This window comes from Microbacterium sp. bgisy207, assembly GCF_057706855.1.
In genome coordinates this window covers 188,556-204,691 of the sequence record NZ_JBYIPB010000008.1, presented here as the reverse complement: position 1 = coordinate 204,691, position 16,136 = coordinate 188,556, and the positions used below count along the sequence as shown (strand labels likewise).

The 16,136-nt window shown below is 69.2% G+C and carries 17 protein-coding genes; 2 read left to right on the top strand and 15 right to left on the bottom strand.

What is annotated here, in order from left to right:
* Positions 1-472: 472 nt before the first annotated feature.
* From AC3ENO_RS10080 to AC3ENO_RS10070, 3 genes are read right to left on the bottom strand one after another with little or no spacing between them, the layout of a single operon-like run.
* A complete protein-coding gene (locus tag AC3ENO_RS10080) occupies positions 473-1,168 on the bottom strand; it encodes a hypothetical protein (protein WP_434970488.1) in 696 nt (231 codons plus the stop codon).
* 22 nt (positions 1,169-1,190) lie between these two features.
* Positions 1,191-2,705, bottom strand: a complete 1,515-nt coding sequence (cls, locus tag AC3ENO_RS10075; protein WP_434970487.1) for a cardiolipin synthase — start codon at positions 2,703-2,705, stop codon at positions 1,191-1,193.
* A gap of 53 nt (positions 2,706-2,758) precedes the next feature.
* Complete coding sequence (locus AC3ENO_RS10070; RefSeq protein ID WP_434970486.1) at positions 2,759-2,947, bottom strand: hypothetical protein; 189 nt, start codon at positions 2,945-2,947, stop codon at positions 2,759-2,761.
* 109 nt (positions 2,948-3,056) lie between these two features.
* Here AC3ENO_RS10070 and AC3ENO_RS10065 point away from each other — a divergent pair, with 109 nt between their 5' ends.
* The gene (locus AC3ENO_RS10065) at positions 3,057-4,166 is read left to right on the top strand and encodes a DUF4192 domain-containing protein (protein WP_434970485.1); all 1,110 of its coding nucleotides are present in this window, start codon (positions 3,057-3,059) and stop codon (positions 4,164-4,166) included.
* Positions 4,167-4,182: 16 nt separating this feature from the next.
* On the opposite strand, the gene lysS is transcribed toward AC3ENO_RS10065, so the two are convergent.
* The 12 genes from lysS to tilS all read right to left on the bottom strand — a co-directional run bounded on the left by lysS (position 4,183) and on the right by tilS (position 15,359).
* On the bottom strand, positions 4,183-5,742 hold the full coding sequence (gene lysS / locus AC3ENO_RS10060) for a lysine--tRNA ligase (RefSeq protein WP_434970484.1): 1,560 nt from the start codon (positions 5,740-5,742) through the stop codon (positions 4,183-4,185).
* Between the two features lie 76 nt (positions 5,743-5,818).
* Positions 5,819-6,529, bottom strand: a complete 711-nt coding sequence (locus tag AC3ENO_RS10055; protein WP_434970483.1) for a DUF2520 domain-containing protein — start codon at positions 6,527-6,529, stop codon at positions 5,819-5,821.
* Complete coding sequence (locus AC3ENO_RS10050) at positions 6,511-8,067, bottom strand: PH domain-containing protein (RefSeq protein ID WP_434970482.1); 1,557 nt, start codon at positions 8,065-8,067, stop codon at positions 6,511-6,513. The genes AC3ENO_RS10055 and AC3ENO_RS10050 overlap by 19 nt, the downstream gene beginning before the upstream one ends.
* Positions 8,064-8,591 carry a PH domain-containing protein gene (locus AC3ENO_RS10045; protein ID WP_434970499.1) on the bottom strand — a complete coding sequence of 176 codons (528 nt, stop codon included), beginning with the start codon at positions 8,589-8,591 and terminating at the stop codon, positions 8,064-8,066. The genes AC3ENO_RS10050 and AC3ENO_RS10045 overlap by 4 nt, the downstream gene beginning before the upstream one ends.
* Positions 8,592-8,691: 100 nt before the next feature.
* A complete protein-coding gene (locus AC3ENO_RS10040; RefSeq protein WP_434970481.1) occupies positions 8,692-9,183 on the bottom strand; it encodes a DUF3180 domain-containing protein in 492 nt (163 codons plus the stop codon).
* Positions 9,180-9,713 (bottom strand): 2-amino-4-hydroxy-6-hydroxymethyldihydropteridine diphosphokinase, encoded by a 534-nt coding sequence (gene folK / locus AC3ENO_RS10035; RefSeq protein ID WP_434970480.1) that lies wholly within the window; start codon positions 9,711-9,713, stop codon positions 9,180-9,182. The genes AC3ENO_RS10040 and folK overlap by 4 nt, the downstream gene beginning before the upstream one ends.
* The gene (gene folB, locus AC3ENO_RS10030) at positions 9,710-10,090 is read right to left on the bottom strand and encodes a dihydroneopterin aldolase (protein WP_434970479.1); all 381 of its coding nucleotides are present in this window, start codon (positions 10,088-10,090) and stop codon (positions 9,710-9,712) included. The genes folK and folB overlap by 4 nt, the downstream gene beginning before the upstream one ends.
* A complete protein-coding gene (gene folP / locus AC3ENO_RS10025) occupies positions 10,074-11,039 on the bottom strand; it encodes a dihydropteroate synthase (protein WP_434970478.1) in 966 nt (321 codons plus the stop codon). The genes folB and folP overlap by 17 nt, the downstream gene beginning before the upstream one ends.
* Position 11,040: 1 nt before the next feature.
* Positions 11,041-11,625: a GTP cyclohydrolase I gene (gene folE / locus AC3ENO_RS10020; RefSeq protein ID WP_434970477.1), complete on the bottom strand. Its 585-nt coding sequence runs from the start codon at positions 11,623-11,625 to the stop codon at positions 11,041-11,043.
* Positions 11,626-11,634: 9 nt separating this feature from the next.
* On the bottom strand, positions 11,635-13,641 hold the full coding sequence (gene ftsH, locus AC3ENO_RS10015) for an ATP-dependent zinc metalloprotease FtsH (RefSeq protein ID WP_434970476.1): 2,007 nt from the start codon (positions 13,639-13,641) through the stop codon (positions 11,635-11,637).
* A 148-nt stretch (positions 13,642-13,789) separates the two neighbouring features.
* The gene (gene hpt, locus AC3ENO_RS10010; protein WP_300590955.1) at positions 13,790-14,341 is read right to left on the bottom strand and encodes a hypoxanthine phosphoribosyltransferase; all 552 of its coding nucleotides are present in this window, start codon (positions 14,339-14,341) and stop codon (positions 13,790-13,792) included.
* 22 nt (positions 14,342-14,363) lie between these two features.
* The gene (gene tilS, locus AC3ENO_RS10005) at positions 14,364-15,359 is read right to left on the bottom strand and encodes a tRNA lysidine(34) synthetase TilS (protein WP_434970475.1); all 996 of its coding nucleotides are present in this window, start codon (positions 15,357-15,359) and stop codon (positions 14,364-14,366) included.
* Positions 15,360-15,551: 192 nt separating this feature from the next.
* Between tilS and ppa the strand changes: the two genes are divergently transcribed.
* The gene (ppa, locus tag AC3ENO_RS10000) at positions 15,552-16,085 is read left to right on the top strand and encodes an inorganic diphosphatase (protein WP_300590953.1); all 534 of its coding nucleotides are present in this window, start codon (positions 15,552-15,554) and stop codon (positions 16,083-16,085) included.
* Positions 16,086-16,136 lie beyond the last annotated feature (51 nt).

Below are 16,136 nucleotides of genomic sequence, written 5' to 3'. Positions count from 1 at the left end.
TGGTGTGAGCGCGTCGGGAAGCGGTGCGGGGCGAGGCATCTGAACACGGTCGCACCTGGTCCGCACGGCGGGCCGCATCGGGTCCCCGCCCACGAAAGGTGTGCACCCGCTGCCCGCTGGGGAGGACACGAACGCAGTCGGCGCGGGCCTGTTCAGTTGCCGCTATCTGCGCGAACGCGATCGGCCCCACGGCGTGTTGCGGCAATCGAACAGAACGCGCCGGACCGGTCAGACCGCTCCGTTGCCGCGAACCGCGCGGCTCGCACCGGCCCCACGGCGTGTTGCGGCAATCGAGCGGATGCGGCAAGACGCCCGTCCGCTCAGTTGCCGGAAACCGCGCGGCTCGCACCGGCCCCACGGCGTGTTGCGGCAATCGAGCGGATGCCGCAATCGAGCGGATGCCGCAATCGAGCGGATGCGGCAAGACGCCCGTCCGCTCCGTTGCCGCACACCGCGCGGGCGGTCGAGCCGGTCAGTCGCTGGTGCCGTAGATCGGGATCGTCGCGTCGATCGAGTCGCCACTGAGCACGAGCTGGACGTCCTCGACGCCCGAGAGGCCGTCGGCGAACGCGAAGTTCGTGCGCGGTGCCATATCGGCTGTGCAGACCTGGTCGGCCGGCGGCTCCTGGAAGGTCACGGTCACTTCCGCCTCGTCGGTGACCTCGCTAGTCTCGACGACCGGCACGCACCCCGAGGACCCCCACGTGAGGATGACGAACTGGCCCTGCTGCTGAGTCCAGCCCGCGGTGGGCTCGTAGTCGGTCGTGCCGCCGGGGCCTGCGAGACCCTCGACGCCCGCGAGAGACACATCGCCGTAGTAGCCGTCGCCGGTGACCCAGATCTCCAGGTCCTCAGAGGGGTCAACCCCGTCTGGCACGGTGACAAGAGTTGCGCGCGGCACGAGATCCCGTGTGCAGGCGGTGTCGGCATCCGGCTCGACCAGTTCCACCGCGAGGGCGCCGTCGGAGTTGATCTCCGCCGACTCCGCCGTGGGAACACACGTGCTGGAACCGGAGGTCACGACCGCGATGATCCGGCCGTCGTCGAGCCAGGCGGCCTCGACGTCGATCTGCTGACCGGAAGGGGCGTCCGAGCTGCTGAGGCATCCGGTGAGGCTGAGAGCGGCTGCGACGCCGAGGACCACGGATGCGAGAACACGGCGCTTCATGATGCTCCTTAGACGAGCGCTGCTACTGGAGTGCAGAGGTGAGACGGGCAAGGTTATCCAACACGGTAGACCTGAGCGGTTGCTTCAACCACTCGTCGAGGGTCAGTTCGCGGCTGAGCGCTCGGTACTCGGCCTCCACGCGGCGCATCTCGGCGACGAACTCCTCGCCACGCACCATCATCGAGATCTCCATGTTCAGCCCGAAGGAGCGCATGTCCATATTGCTCGAGCCGATGACGGCGACGTCGTCGTCGATCGTGAGGCTCTTGGAGTGCAGGATGTAGGGCTTCCGGTACATCCAGATCTTCACGCCCGCACGCAGCAGCGCCTCGTAATAGCTGCGCTGCGCGTGGTACACCATCGCCTGGTCGCCCTCTTCAGACACGAACAGCTCGACGTGGATTCCGCGCTGGCACGCGGTGACCAGCGACAGGAGCAACGACTCCTCGGGCACGAAGTACGGGCTGACGATGATGATCTTCTCGCGGGCGGCGAAGAGCAGCCCCATGAACAGCTTGAGGTTGTTCTGGTACTCGAACCCCGGCCCGGAAGGCACGATCTGGCAGTCGAGGTTGCCGTCCAAGGACGCAACGGATGCCAGGTCGACCTGATCGGCGAGCACCTCACCCGTCTCGGCATACCAGTCCGAGAGGAAGACCACATCGATCGACGAGACGACCGGGCCCTCGACGCGCGCCATCAGGTCGACCCAGTGCAGGCCACGCTTGATGTTCTTCTTCAGGTTGTAGGTGGAGTCGGTGACATTCTGCGAGCCGACGAACGCGACGTTGCCGTCGACCACCAGAAGCTTGCGGTGGTTACGCAGATCGGGCCGCTGCCACTTGCCCTTCAGCGGCTGCACCGGGAGCATGAGCTTCCACGCGGCGCCCATCCGATCCAGGCGCCGGAGAGTCTTCTTGTAGAACGGCTTGCCGCGGTTGGCCCAGTGGTCCAGCAGCACCCGCACCGTGACGCCGCGCGCCGAGACCTCCTCGAGGGCCGCGAAGAAGTTGTCGGTCGAGGCATCCGTCTGCAGGATGTAGAACTCGACGTGCACGTAGCGTTCGGCGAGCCGGATCGCATCGGCCATGGCGTCGAGGCTCGCCTGGTACTCGGAGATGAGGGTGGCCTGGTTGTCGCCCGTGAGCGGCATCGCCCCGAGGTTGGTGTTCAGAGCCACAAGGCTCGTGAACCACGGGGGCGCATCAGGCCGGAGGGTTCCGACCGAGACGCTCTCGCCGTTCTCACGCAGCGCGGTGTTGATCTGCTCCTGTTGCTGACGCCGTTTGCGCGGCAGCCGCGGGTTTCCGATCAGAAGGAACAGCAGGACGCCGACGATCGGGATGAAGTAGATCGCGAGCAGCCATGCCATCGCCGAGGTCGGGCGGCGGTTGCGCGGGATGACGATGATCGCCGTGACACGGATGGTGACGTCGAACAGGAAGACCGCGAGCAGCCACCAGAACGCCAGGTCGGGGAAGTCGATCGTGACGTCGATGTCACCGGAGGTGAACGGAACGAGCTCCGCAGGCCCCATGGGTCCGCTCCCTTCGCCGAGACGTTCTCACGCCAGCGTAGTGGGAAGGGGGGTCACTGCTCGGATGCGGCGGGCGCCGGCGGCAATCCGCGCGCGGCGCGCTCTTCGGCTTCGATGCGCGCGTACTCGCGCCGTTCGTTGCGGTCGGCGCGAATGATGCTGCGGAGCACCCAGAAGAACAGGGTCGTCACGACGATCGTGGGCAGAATCGCCCACAGCGCCGCCACCCAGAAGCTGTCCACCTCTCCAGGATACGCGGCCCTCTCTCCCCAGGCCGCGCCGAGCGCCGCCTATCCCCCTCCGCGGGGAGAGTCGACAGCCGGGGCGCCGCCGACGCGCAGGCTCGTGGCCATGACTCCGATCATCCACGCGACCTCACCCGCCGAGTTCCTCACCGTCGTCCCCCGCCTCCTCGGCTTCCTGCCGCAGCGCAGCGTCGTGCTCGTGCCGTTCCGGCGCGGCCGCAGCCGCGGGGCGCTGCGTCTGGACCTGCCTCCGAACGACGATCGCGCCGACGAGATCGCCGCGACGATGATCGGGCTGGTGTGCCGGGTACCGGAGGCGGATGGGTGCGCGATCGTCGTCTACGGCGACACGGATGCCCCGGCTCGCGCCCTGATCGCGGGGGTCGAACGGCGAGCCGAGGCCTGTGGCGTGCGGATCGTCGAAGCGCTGTGGGTGACCGGCGGTCGATGGGGATCGTACGCGACCGCCGAGACCGGCACGGTTCCGACCTCGGCGCAGCTTCCTCCCGGAATCGAGCAGACCGCGCCGCCCGAGGCCGATCAGTTCTCGGGCGCGGAGCTGGTCACCCTGGACGCGGGCCGATCGGCAGCGGTCGAGACCGCCTGCGAGTCCCTCGACCATGCCGTGCGAGCACTCGCGCTCACCGACCCGGAGAACACGGCCGCGCGTGTTCTCCGGGTCGATCCCCGGGGGTTCGCCGCGGTGTGTCTCCTCGATGATCTCCCGGCGTTCGTCGAGAGACTGCTGAGCGCGGATCCGGCCACGCTCGACCCGTTCGAGATCGCGGTCGCGGCCTGGACGCTGGGGCGACCGTCGCTGCGCGATATCGCGCTCATCTGCTGGGTCGACGGCATCGACGCCGGGGATGAGGCGGCGCAGGCACAGGCGCGGTGGGAAGACGGTGACCAGTACCCGAGCGAGATCGCGATGCGGCTGTGGGGCGAGGGCCCGCGACCGTCACCCGAGAGACTCGGCCGTGCACTGGCCCTGTCGCGCCACATCGCCAGTGCCGTGCCGTCGTCGTGGCGTCCGGGGCCGCTGGCAGTGTGCGCCTGGTTCTCGTGGGCACTGGGCAGATCGACGCACGCCGACCTGTTCGCCCGGCAGGCGAGCGAACTCGAACCCGAACACGGCCTGGCCGAGATCGTGCGATCGTTCGTGGGAGCCGGTCATCTGCCCGATTGGGCGTTCCAGCTGGGCGAGCCCGAGGACTGACCGCGTGCGGTCAGCGCTACTTGACGAGCGGGAACAGGATGGTCTCACGGATGCCGAGACCCGTGATCGCCATGAGGAGCCGGTCGATCCCCATCCCCATACCGCCGGTGGGAGGCATCCCGTGCTCGAGCGCACGCAGGAACTCTTCGTCGATGCGCATGGCCTCGTCGTCGCCTCGCGCGGCGAGCTTCGCCTGCTCCTCGAATCGCTGCCTCTGGATGACGGGGTCCACGAGCTCCGAGTATCCGGTGGCAAGCTCGAACCCGCGAACGTACAGGTCCCACTTCTCGACGACGCCGGGGATCGAGCGGTGCTCGCGCACAAGCGGGCTGGTGTCGAGGGGGAAGTCCATGACGAACGTCGGCCGCACGAGCGTGGGCTTGACGAAGTGCTCCCACAGCTCTTCGACGAGCTTGCCCGGGATCGGATGCGGCGGCAGGTCGACCTCGAACCGTTCAGCGATCGCGGTCAGCTCCTCGAGCGACGTCGACGCATCGACGCGGGGCGCCGCATCCGTTGCTCCCCAGGCAGCCTCGAGCGCGTCGTTGAGGGAGTCATACATCGACATCCGCTCCCACTGGCCGCCGAGATCGTAGACCGTGCCGTCGGCCCAGGTCACCTCGGTCGACCCGGTGACGGCGATCGCGGCGTTCTGGATGAGCTCCTGTGTGAGGTCGGCGATGCCGTGGTAGTCGGAGTAGGCCTGATAGGCCTCGAGCATCGCGAACTCGGGGCTGTGGGTCGAGTCGGCCCCCTCGTTGCGGAAGTTGCGGTTGATCTCGAACACGCGGTCGATGCCGCCGACCACGGCGCGCTTGAGGAAGAGCTCAGGCGCGATGCGCAGGTACAGCTCGGTGTCGAAGGCGTTGGAGTGGGTGATGAAGGGTCGAGCGGATGCGCCGCCGTGCTGCACCTGCAGCATCGGCGTCTCCACCTCGACGAACCCGTGGGCGGCGAACGTGTCACGCAGGCTTCGGTTGACTCCGGCGCGGGCGAGGACGGTCGCGCGGGCCTGGTCGCGAACGATCAGATCGAGGAACCGACTGCGGACGCGGCTTTCTTCACTGAGCTCTGAATACAGGTTCGGCAGCGGCAAGAGCGCCTTGGCGGCGATCTGCCACTGCGCCACCATGATCGACAGCTCGCCGCGCCGGCTGGAGATCACCTCGCCGGTCACCGAGACGTGATCGCCGAGGTCGACGAGTTCTTTCCATCGCTGCAGCGACTCTTCGCCGACAGCTCCCAGCGAGACCATCGCCTGGATGCGGCTGCCGTCCCCGGCCTGCAGCGCCGCGAAGCACAGCTTGCCGGTGTTGCGACTGAAGACAACGCGTCCCGCGACCGAGACGGTCTCGCCGGTCTCCTCGCCGGCCTCGAGGTGCGCGAACCGTTCCCGCACCTCGGCGATGGTTGCCGTCACCGGGACACTCACGGGGTAGGCGCCGCCGGCGGCATCCGCTCGCTCTGCCAGCAACCGCTCGCGCTTGGCCAGCCGCACCGCCTTCTGCTCGAAGACGTCGTCCTCGGGGGCTTCGGAGGAGGCGTCCGCGGGCGCGGCGGAGGGTGTGTCGGTCATGAGGGGGACTCCTTGAAAATCGTCGCCCAGTCTATCCGCGGGTCACCGCCGCCCCCGTCGGCGCCGGACGGAGGCGTCACTCGGCGGGTGGACGAACCGAGTCGGTCCCCGCCTCGACGAGGGCGTGGTCCACGGTGGTGTGCATGAGTGCCGCGAGGTAACGGCCGGGCTCGGTGACCCCGGCGGAGCGCAGCAGGTCGGTGGCCTGACGGATGATCGACCGTGAGAAGTCGGTGGCGGTGGCGATCCCTTCCGCGTAGGCAGCCCGATGCGCCTCCGCGACGACGACCGGTTCGCAGCCGAGCTCGACCGCGAGGGCCTGCGCGATCGGCAGCACGGGCGTGGGCGCAGTGACGGCGGCATACGCCCCGACCAGAGTCCGCAGGTCGATCGAGGTGCCCGTGAAGGCGATCGCCGGATGAATGGCCAGCGGGATCGCGCCGCGCGACATCGCGGGGGCCAGCACATCGGTGCCGAACCACGGGTCGGTGTGCAGGACGAGCTGCCCTGGCTGCCACGCGCCGAGTTCGGCAAGTCCCGCGACCAGCCCCTCGAGTTGATCGTGCGGGACCGCGATCACAACCAGCTGGCTCTCACGCACGACATCCTGCGGGTCCCGGGTGGGGACCCCCGGAAGGATCGCGGCCGTGCGATCGTCATCCGACCCGCCGGTGATCCCCACGATCGCGTGACCTGCTCCCGCGAGCGCCGCACCGATGACAGGGCCGACCCTGCCGGCTCCGATGATGCCGACGCGCAGCCGGTCGCTCACTGCGCCCCTGCCCATCGGTGTGAGCGGTCGGCGGCCGCGGCGTGGATCGCGCCACGCTCGGCGGCGTCGAAGAGCCGGAGCGCGTCATCGCGATCGAGGATGCCGAGGCTGCCCGAGACTCTGCCGACAACCGTGTGGGCGCGCACATTGGCCACCCGCAGCGACCGATCCAGCGGTCCTTGGCTGATCTCGAGACTCTGCATCCGTGCCAACGGGATGACGGCAAGTGTCCGCCAGATCCTGCCGCGACGCAGGAACAACGCATCGGTGCCGAGCCAGAACCCGTTGCGGCGCCACGAGAGCGGTCGCAGCAGGCGGGCGCGGCGCGGCGTCGTCGTGTACGGGTCGTCGGGAACGGGCCCGAGCGCGCCGTTCTCGACGATCATCGGCCAGTCCGCTTCGGCCAGGTCAGGCAGGATGAGCCGGAGCACGCGCTCGACATCTGCTCGGTCGCCCACCGGCAGCACGGTGCCGAACTGGTCGTTGGCGCTGTCGCTCGCGCTGCGTCCCGAGAGCCGGTTGATGCGAATCGCCCACCAGCCGAACGGTCGCCACATCAGCGGCTGCGTGACCTCCACGGCGTGGATGCGGCCCGGCGGGATGATCTCGGTGACCGTCGTCAGCAGGCCATAGGTGATCCGCACTCCGCTGGATGTCGGGGCGATCGAATACCGCAGAGACCGGGTGATCGAGCGGATCCAGTAGGCACCGAAACCGAGGACGGCGGGCACGACCGCGAACAGCAGCCAGCCCGTGGTGGTCACCGCGCCCGTCACGATGGCCGCGATCGCGACGACCAGGACGATCGTCGATCCGGTGAGGGTCTGCGAGGCCACGAGCCGGCCCACCGGGATCGAGACGACGGACTCGGGCTCGGCGACGGGAGCTTCGGCGCCCGCGATCAGGCCGGTGATCCCCGCCGACACCGTCTGGGATGCCGAGGGGCGCGTGCGCGTCTGTCCGGTGGCGGCGAGCTGCCTGCCCGATGCGAGTCGCAGGATGTCGGCGCGAACGGCTTCCGCGTTCGCCGTCGACAGGTACTCGAGCTTGACGTTCGAGTCGAGGCCGGCACCGACCACTTCGAGCTTGGCGAGTCCGAACAGGCGGGCGATCGTCGGGCGGGTCAGGTTCACCCCCTGCACACGGTCCAGCGGTGCGCGACGGTGGGAGCGGAAGACGACGCCGGTGCGCACTTCGACGTCGTCGTCGGTGATCCGGAAACTGTGGAAGCGCCATCCGAGGTAGAACAGTCCCACGAGCACGATCACGATCGCGATGACCCCGAGCGTCGCCACCAGGATCAGGTTGTGCGAGACGACGTAGTCGACGGGATCCCCGGGGATCGACCCGCCCTCGAAGCCGGGGGCGAGCCAGGGCAGGAAGATCGCGATCAGCCGGTCGCGCATGTTCGCGACGATCACGCCGGCGACGATGACGAGCACCAACCCGCCCCGGAACAGGGGCGTGAGGGGATGCATCCGGTGCCACTCGCCGTCGCTGAGCGGCGAGCGCACCTCCGCTGCCGGCGGCGGCGTGGGTGCGGCGTCGGTCACAGTCCGGTCCGTCGCGTCTCGGCGACCGCGATGAGAGTGTCGCGCAGTTGTTCGGCGGCTGCTTGCCGGATGCCGGGGATCGCCACTCCCGTCGTGGCTGCCGCCGTGACGAGCTTGAGCTGCGCGATACCGAATCCGCGATCGAGCGGTCCGTGGGTGATGTCGACGAGCTGCATCCGCCCGTACGGCACGGCGACCACCCGCTGCCAGAGAATGCCCTTGCGGAAGACGAGGTCGTCGTCCCGAAGCTGATAGCCGTATGCGCGAGCCTGTCGCGGGGTGACCGCAATCGTGATCGCGAGGACCACCAACAGGATGCCGGCCGGGATCCACACCCACCACATCCCGAACGCGAGCCAGCCGACCAGCGCCGCGCCGAGCACGAGGAGCAAGCCGATACCGGTGGAGATGAGCTGAACCCACACGTACTGCCGCGCAAGCTGATGCCACGTGCCATCCCCCAGCGGCAGCCGGTTCGGCGACCGGGGCTCGAGGACCTCCGAGAACGTGCCCTGATCGGAGATGGCGTCGTCGGCCGTGTGCGCCGGGCGGTCGGGGGTGTGAACCGGCTCGCTCTCGCCGTGTGCCGTACCGGCGGGCTCGCCGCCGGGGACGCCGGATGCCTCAGTGTTCGTGGGCTCCGAAGCCGGGGTCGACGCCTCCGGGCTGTTCGTCATCGTCGTCCTTCCGGATCGTGCACAGATACTCCGCCACCAGCCCCGCCGCGACCAGGAGGAGCCCGGCGCCCAGCGTTGCCAACTGGGTCGCCATCGAGCCTAACGGCGGGACGACCGGTCGCGTCAGGAGGAACGCCACCAATCCGCCCGCGAAGCCGACGGCAGCCGCGCCGAGCAGGCTTGACGCCTTGGCGAGCATCGCGATACGCAACGCGCGGAAGGGGTTGATGGGGGCGCGGGTGTGCCCGCGGGACGCGCGCCATACCGGGATGGCGAGCGCGACGACGATCGCGCCCAGCGCGATCAGCAGCACGGGAAGCGTGATGAGCGGGGTGAACGTCGCCCGCCCCGTCGCGGTGAGGACCTGGTTGACGAGGAAGCCGCCGCACAGGGCGATGACGGCGGCGACGATCAGGATGCCGGGACCGGTACGTTTCACGGGGTGTCCCGAAGTCGGTCCCGCAGCTCGGCGACGCGCCCCGCGCCGACCAGGTGCGCATCCGGATCGATGCTCAGCCACGGGGTGAGCACGAAGTCACGCGACGCGGCGCGGGGGTGGGGAAGGGTCAGGGTCGGGGTATCGCAGACCACGTCGCCGTACGCGATGAGATCGAGGTCGAGAGTGCGGTCACCCCACCGCTCGCGCCGGACGCGACCGTGCCGGTCCTCGATGGCCTGCAGATAGCTCAGCAGCACCGTCGGTGCGAGGCGTGTGGTGACGATGGCGACAGCGTTGAGATATCCGGGTGCGTCGGGATCGGGACCGTCCACAGTGACGGCGACCGACTCCATCGGCTCGGAGGCGCGGACCGCCGACACCAGCGGAAGCCGCTCCAGGTCGGCGAGCGCCGCCGCGAGGGTCGCGTGTCGGTCACCGAGGTTCGCGCCGAGGGCGATCACGGCCTCCGCGGCGGGCGCCGCCTCCGCGGGCGGGGGTCCCTCGGTCCCCTCGGCCAGCCGCCGACTCATGAGCCGGCCCCCGCATCACCGCGCGTGATCGTGACCGACACGTCCGCGAACTTCTGCGCGATCGGCGCCTGGGGCTTGTGCACCGTCACGCGCACGATCTGCACGCCCGAGAAGGCGAGCACACGGTCGGCGATCCGCTGCGCGAGGGTCTCGATGAGATTCACCGGCTCCCCGGCGACGATCTGGGCGACAGCTTCCGCCACCTCGCCGTAGTGCACCGTGTCCATGACGTCGTCCGAGCGCGCCGCGGTGTCGGCGCGGACGAACAACGTGAGGTCCACGACGAAGTCCTGGCCGTTCTCGCGCTCGTGCGCGAAGACGCCGTGGCGCCCGAACACCCGCAGCCCCTCGAGGCGGATCTCATCGAGCGGGTACATCGGGTCCCCCCCACAGCTCCGCGATCCGCAGGGCGTCGCGGGTCGCAGCGACGTCGTGCACGCGAACTGCCCACACTCCCGCGAGTGCGGCAAGCGCACTCGTCACAGCCGTCGCCGTGTCACGCCGCGCCTCGGTCACGGCACTGGTCTCGGTCGCGGCGCTGGCGTCAGCGCTCGACGGCTCCTGCGGATCGGCTTGTGCGCCCGCTCGTACGGCGCCGGCTTCCGTCCGCTCCGCGAACCGCCGCTGCGCGGTGCTCCGCTCGATGAAGCGCCGCTGCGCGTCGACGGATGCCTCGGCCAGAGCTTCCGCGAGGAACCGCTTCCGGCTCGTGCCGAGGAGGACGCGCTGCCCCGCCGCACCGAGGTGGGGAAGGGCGCGAAGAACGTCCCAGTTCTGCTCGGGGCGCTTTCCGAACCCGATGCCCGGGTCGACGATGATCCGATCGGCGGCGATGCCTGCGCTCCGGGCCGCCGCGACCCGCTCGGCGAGTTCGGCGGTCACTTCTGCGGCGACATCCGCGTACTGGGCAGGCGCGTACATCTCCCGAGACGGGCCGCGCCAGTGGCCCAGCACGATCTCGGCGTCCGTTTCGGCCACCGCCGGGAGCATCGCCGCATCCGCGAGACCGCCCGAGACGTCGTTGACGATCCTCGCCCCCGAGTCGACCGCCGCGAGCGCGGTGGACGCGTTCATCGTGTCGATGCTGATCCATGCGCCACGCTGCGCCAGGGCACGGATGACCGGCACGACCCGGTCCCGTTCGATCGACGGATCGACCCGCTCGGCGCCGGGGCGCGTCGACTCGCCGCCCACGTCGAGGATGTCGGCGCCCGCCGCCCACAGCGCCAGACCGTGCGAAATCGCGGCGCCCGTGTCGAGGTAGCGGCCACCGTCGCTGAACGAGTCCGTGGTGACATTCACCACTCCCATCACCAGCGTCGACATGTCAGCTCGCTCCGATGAGCGCGATCAGTTCCGCGCGCGCGACGGGTTCTTCGTAGGCGCCGCGCGCCGCGATCGTGACCGTTGAGGCATCCGTCTGGCGCCCGCCGCGCATCGTGACGCACTCGTGGGTGGCATCCAGCACGACGAGAACGCCTCGGGCGGCAAGGGATTCGAAGATGGTGTCGGCGATCTGTTCTGCCAGACGCTCTTGCACCTGCGGCCGCGCAGCGAGCACATCCACGACCTTGGGCAGCGCACCGAGCCCCACGACCTTCTCCCCCGGGAGGTAGGCGATGTGGGCGTGACCGCGAAACGGCAACAGGTGGTGCTCACAGACCGAGCGGAACAGGATGTCGCGCACCATGACCGCTCCCGAGGGCAGCGTTTCGGGCGCCGGACCTCGCGAGATCGAGATCGTGTGCGCCAGGGGCGCAGCGGGGTCTTCGCCGATACCGGCGAAGAACTCCGAGTAGGCATCCGCCACCCGCTCCGGGGTCAGCTTGAGACCGGGACGGTCGGGGTCTTCCCCGATCGCCCCGAGCAGTTCGCGCACCAGTGCGGCGACGCGTTCACGGTCAACGGCCACCAGGCGAGCCTACGCGGTCGCGGGACGCGCCTGTCCGGTCGGCCTGCGTCGCGGCGCCTTCTCGGCAGGGCCGGAGTCGGCCTCGGTCGATGCGGCGACGCTGGACGGCGCGGGACGACGCGGGACCTCCACGGGCGGGAGCACCGACACGGGACGCTGCTCGCTCGAGAGCCACTGCGGGCGCTCGGGCAGCTTCTTCACGTCCTTGAAGATCTCCTCGATCTCGAGGTGGTCGAGCGTCTCCTTCTCGAGCAGTTCGAGGGCGAGCTTGTCGAGGATCTCGCGGTTGTCGTTGATCACCTGGTAGGCCTCGTTGTGAGCCTGCTCGATGAGGGCGCGCACCTCGGCATCCACCCGCTCGGCGATCCGTTCGGAGTAGTCGCGACCGTGACCCATGTCACGACCCATGAAGACCTCGCCGGAGCTCTGGCCCAGCTTGACCGGACCGACATCCGTGGTCATGCCGTACTCCGTGACCATCTTGCGCGCGATGTTCGTCGCCTTCTCGATGTCGTTGGAGGCGCCGGTCGTCGGGTCGTGGAACACGATCTCTTCGGCGACACGGCCGCCCATGGCGTAGGTCAGCTGGTCCTGCAGTTCGTTGCGGGTCACGGAGTACTTGTCGTCAAGCGGCATGACCATCGTGTAGCCGAGGGCTCGCCCGCGCGGCAGGATCGTGATCTTGGTGACGGGGTCGGTGTAGTTCATCGCCGCCGCCGCGAGCGCGTGACCGCCCTCGTGGTAGGCCGTGATGAGCTTCTCTTTGTCTTTCATGACGCGCGTGCGGCGTTGCGGGCCGGCCAGTACGCGGTCGATCGCCTCGTCCAGCGCACGGTTGTCGATCAGCTGCGCGTTGGAGCGGGCGGTCAGCAGCGCCGCTTCGTTGAGAACGTTCGCGAGGTCGGCGCCGGTGAAGCCGGGCGTCTTGCGGGCGACGACTTCGAGGTCGACGCCGTCGGCGAGCGGCTTTCCGCGGCCGTGCACCTCGAGAATGCGCTTGCGTCCCTGCAGGTCCGGCGCGTCCACACCGATCTGGCGGTCGAAGCGTCCAGGGCGCAGCAGCGCGGGGTCGAGGATGTCGGGACGGTTGGTCGCGGCGATGACGATGACGTTGGCCTTGGGGTCGAAGCCGTCCATCTCGACGAGCATCTGGTTCAGCGTCTGCTCGCGCTCGTCGTGACCGCCGCCCATGCCGGCTCCGCGGTGACGGCCGACCGCGTCGATCTCGTCGATGAAGATGATGGCGGGGGCGTTCTCCTTGGCCTGGTTGAACAGGTCGCGCACGCGGCTCGCGCCGACGCCGACGAACATCTCGACGAAGTCCGAGCCCGAGATGGAGTAGAACGGCACGCCGGCCTCGCCGGCCACCGCACGGGCCAGCAGTGTCTTGCCGGTTCCGGGAGGGCCGTACAGCAGCACGCCCTTGGGGATGCGGGCGCCGACGGCTTGGAACTTGGCCGGCTCCTTGAGGAAGTCCTTGATCTCCTGCAGCTCTTCGATCGCCTCGTCGGATCCGGCGACGTCCTCGAAGGTGACGGTCGGGGTCTCCTTGGTCACGAGCTTGGCGCGCGAGCGACCGAACTGCATGACCTTGCTGCCGCCGCCCTGCGCGGACGAGAGCAGGAACCAGAACAGCACACCGAGCAGCAGGATCGGCAGGAACAGGGAGAGGAACCCGTCGAACCACGTGGCCCGCGGGACGACGTCGTTGTAGCCGTCGACGGGGTTGGCGGCGTCGATCGCGTTGACGACCTCCTCGGCGCGAGCTGTCACGTAGTAGAACTGCACGTCGGTCGCGCCCTCGTAGGGCTCCGAGAGCGTCATGTCGACACGCTGATCACCGTCGGTGTTCACGACCTCCGTCACGGTGTTTCCTGCCAGCAGGTCGAGTCCCTGCTGGGTCGTGATCTGCTTCGCGCCACCGAGGCTCGAGATGAGCGTGAATCCGATGATGAGGAACACCGCGATGAGCGCGACGTACAGCAGCGGGTTGCGAGTGAGCTTCTTGAAATCCATGGTTCGGGGTGAACCCGGTCCCTCCGTCGATCAGGCGCCGCGCCGCGCGGGAACGCGGGAACGGTGGACTCAGGGTATCGCGGGCTTGCTATGCCACGACTGAGCATTCGCCCACGGCGTACCGGGAACAGACCGCGCGAAGGGCCCGTCAGCTGTAGACGTGAGGGGCGAGGATTGCGACGTCGCGGAGGTTTCGGTACTTCTCCGCATAATCGAGACCGTAGCCGACGACGAACTCGTTCGGGATGTCGAATCCGATGTAGCGGCAGTCCACCTCGACCTTCGCGGCATCCGGTTTGCGCAGCAGCGCGAAGACCTCGACGGATGCCGCGCCGCGCGACGCGAAGTTCGTCAGCAGCCAGCTGAGCGTGAGGCCCGAGTCGATGATGTCTTCGACGATCAGGACGTGCTTGCCGTGCAGGTCGGTGTCGAGGTCCTTACGGATCTGCACGACACCGCTCGATCGCGTGCCGGTGCCGTAGGACGAGACCGCCATCCAGTCCATCGTCATGTGCGACGGCAGCGCGCGAGCGAAGTCGGCCATGACCATGACGGCGCCCTTGAGAACGCCGACGAGCAGGAGTTCCTTGCCCGCGTAGTCCGCCGTGACCTGCGCGGCGATCTCCTCGAGTTTGGCCTGGATCTGCTCCTCCGTGACCAGAACGCGGGTGATGTCGGACTGGACCTCCTCGGCACGCATGCCTCCGAGTGTACGGGGACGGTCAGCGGGCGGTGAACTCGATCCGTCCACTGACACGGGCCGCGCGGCATCCGGGCAGATCGATCGGTCCCTGCCCGCGCCAGCCGGTCACGAGGCGTGCGACATCGAGGGTCTGCGAACGCGTGAGGCTCTGGCCGAACTCGGCGGCGACGACATGACGGATGAGGCGATGCCGCAGCGCCGCGGGGTTGGCGGCCAGCGCGCCGACCGACAGCGAGATCCCCGCCTCGGCGTGCTCGACGACGTCTTCGATCATCTCGTCGATCATCTCCGCGAACGCCTCGGCGTCCTCGCGCAGCTGGCTCGCCGTGCGCGCGAGCGCCTCCGCAACCCCCGGTCCGAGCTCCCGTTCGAGCACGGGAAGCACCCGCTCGCGCACCCGCACGCGCGCGTAGCGGGGGTCGGTGTTGTGGGGGTCGGCCCAGGGTGCGAGGCGCTCCGCCGCGCACGCGGCCTGAGTTGTCGTGCGCCGCACCTCGAGGAGGGGACGCAGGATGACACATCCGTCGTCCCGTTCGCTGACGGGCGCCATGCCCTGCAGGCTCGCCGTCCCGGACCCGCGGGCAAGGCCCAGCAGCACCGTCTCGGCCTGATCGTCGAGAGTGTGGGCGACGAGGATCGCGGCTGCGCCGGCCTCTCGGGCGACGGCATCGAGGGCACCGTATCGCGCGTCACGAGCCGCAGCCTCAGGTCCTGCGCCGTCACGCACGACGACGCGCACGACGCGGGCGGGGAGGCCGAGCGCCTCGGCTGTCGCCGCGGCGCGGGCCGCGACCTCTGCCGACCCGTCTTGGAGGCCGTGATCGACCGTCACCGAGATCGCCGTGACACCTCGCTTCGGAGCCTCGAACGCCACCGCCGACGCGAGCGCCAGCGAGTCCGCTCCGCCCGAGAGCGCGACGATCACGGTCCCGCGCTCGGGAACAGTCTCGAGTGCGCCACGCACCGCCCGGCGCACCTCCGCGACGGCGGGATCCAAGCCCGGGCGAACGTCCACGCCGCAACGCTACCGGGCCGCCCGCGTCTGCTCACCCGTCACTTTCCGTCTCCCCCGACATCGGCGCGGCCGGGCACCCCGCCGAACCGGTCTGGCGAGGGGAGTCGGCTCCGTCGCGACAGGCGTGGGAGCGCGGAATCCGGCGCACTAGGCTGGTCGCGGCACCCCGTCACCGACAAAGGAGCACACAGTATGGGCGCGTACGACGCCGTCATCGAGATCCCCCGCGGCAGCCGCGTGAAGTACGAAGTCGACCACGGCACCGGACGGGTCTTCCTCGACCGCATCCTGTACACCGTCTTCGGCTACCCGGCCAACTACGGCTTCTTCGAGAACACCCTCGGCGAGGACGGCGACCCGCTCGACGTGCTCATCCTCCTCGACCGGGACCTCTACCCCGGCATCCTGGCGAAGGTCCGCCCCGTGGGCGTCCTCAAGATGAGCGACGAGGCCGGCGGTGACGACAAGGTCGTCGCGGTCCTCGCGAAGGACCCGCGCTGGGACCACATCCAGGACGTCGCCGACATCCCCGACTACACGAAGAAGGAGATCGCTCACTTCTTCGAGCACTACAAGGACCTCGAGCCCGGCAAGTGGGTCAAGGTCGATGACTGGGCCGATGCCGCCGAGGCGGAGCGCCTGATCGCCGAGGCCGTCGAGCGCTTCGACGAGCACGAGGGCGAAACCCGCACGCAGGGTGAGGGCGAAGCGCCCAACACGCTCTGACACCCGCGCCCCTTTTCACGGAAGCCGCGGTATCCGAGACGGATGCCGCGG